The sequence below is a fragment of the Methanobrevibacter sp. genome, from assembly GCF_045603845.1.
In the GTDB taxonomy this organism is placed as follows: Archaea; Methanobacteriota; Methanobacteria; order Methanobacteriales; family Methanobacteriaceae; genus Methanocatella.
In genome coordinates, this window is record NZ_JAZUMY010000015.1 from 1 (window position 1) to 1,759 (window position 1,759).

Here is a 1,759-nt window from a genome sequence, read left to right on the forward strand (position 1 = left end):
TTCATATACTGCTTTTAAATCAATTCCTACTTCCATTGGATTAATATCCATTCTTGATAAGGTAGCTGCAACACTTTTAGATACTTCTTCGCCTGCTTCGACAACAACAGTATCTTTTTGAACTACAATTTTACCTTTATCAATTTTTGCAGGAATTCCAACTTGTTGCAATTCACCTAAGAAAGGACCTGGTTCGAATCCGGTATCACCAGCAGGTACAACAATATCTTCAGGAGCAATGGTTCCCGGTTTAGCAGGAGCAGAAGTTTTGCTGTCTTCCAATATTTTGTACAATTTGAAAGGATTCATTTCAGTAGCAATGAGTGCTATCTGACCATCCATATGTCCAGACAAATCAACAATGTTGTTTTTACTAGCATTACAATCTTCAAGAGCTAAATCAATAAGGTTTTTCTTAGACATTCTGATAACAGCTTTGCCTTTGAGATTTTTTCTCATTTCCTGGAGCTGTTTTGCTGGAATGTTTAATAAATCGACAATACCAACAACATCATATTTGTCTATGATACCTTTGAGCTCAATAACTTCTTCTTTTTTCCATTCAGCAACATGAGCCATTAGATCACCCTCACAGTTGGACCCATAGTTGTTTTAATAAACATGGATTTTATTTGACTTCTTCCTTTTTCTAAATTGCGGTCTAAGACTGTAAGAACAGTTTCCACATTTTCAGCTATATCTTCCTCGGACATGTCTTGGCTTCCAACAACGATTTGAATACTTGGTTGCTGTTTTACACCAACTTTGACAGTACTTTGTAATCTTTCTAAAAGAGGGTCAAGTTTGATACTTGCTGGCACTGGTTTTGGCATTTTGTTACGAGGACCAAGAATTGGACCTAAGAACCTACCAACGAGTGGCATCATATCAGCTTGAGCTATGAAGAAATCAACAGAATTTGCTGCTTTTTTAGCAGCTTTTCTATCTTTTCCTAACTCTTCTAAATCATTTTTGTTGATTACAAGATCGAGGCCTGCATCTTTAGCTTGAACAATGAGTTCCCCATCAGCTATGACTCCGATTTTTACCTCTTTGCCACGGCCGTTAGGAAGAGTAACTTCCTCATTAAACCTATTTTCTGGCCTTTTGACATCTAAGTCACGGATATTAATAATAATATCTACTGACTCTGTGAAGTTTCTCGGCTTTGATTGTTCTTTTGCCTCCTTCACCGCATTAACTATATCTTGTGTCATATTCGTCCCCCATGAACATTTTCTGTTCATTGGCTATTTTGGTTTCATGAGAATCGATTACAAGAAAAAATTCTTCACGATTGCATGAATTAAAAAACAGTATATCAATTATAATCCGTAAATCATAACATCATATACACTGTTTACATATTAACTTAAATTTTATTAACTGATATCTATTCTAATAAGATATCATCATATTTACCAGCATCTACGTCTTTTTGTGCTTCTCTTGGGTCTTTACCATCTACAGATAATCCCATACTTACACAGGTTCCCATAACTTCTTTTACAGCTGCTTTGTAATCGTTAGATAATAATGAATCGAATTTCATTCTAGCGATTTTTAAAGCGGTTTCAATCGGTAAGTCATTGATAATGTCTAAACCTGGTTCGTGAGAAGCTTTTTCGATGCCTAATTCTTGCATGATTAAAGCTGTAGTTGGTGGAGTACCGATTTCAATTTCGAAATCTTTAGTATCTCTGTCAATGATAACTTTAATAGGCACTTTCATACCTGCAAAGTCAGCACTTTTTTTATT

The 1,759-nt window shown here is 35.4% G+C and carries 3 protein-coding genes; all 3 read right to left on the reverse strand.

Going from position 1 to position 1,759, the window contains the following annotated elements:
• Window positions 1-579 (reverse strand): 50S ribosomal protein L10 (locus ACKI2W_RS01820; RefSeq protein ID WP_407378830.1); only part of this gene is annotated, 579 nt, incomplete at its 3' end.
• On the reverse strand, window positions 579-1,217 hold the full coding sequence (locus tag ACKI2W_RS01825; RefSeq protein ID WP_407378831.1) for a 50S ribosomal protein L1: 639 nt from the start codon (window positions 1,215-1,217) through the stop codon (window positions 579-581). The genes ACKI2W_RS01820 and ACKI2W_RS01825, both read right to left, overlap by 1 nt.
• A 176-nt stretch (window positions 1,218-1,393) precedes the next feature.
• Window positions 1,394-1,759 (reverse strand): 50S ribosomal protein L11 (locus ACKI2W_RS01830; RefSeq protein WP_407378832.1); only part of this gene is annotated, 366 nt, incomplete at its 5' end.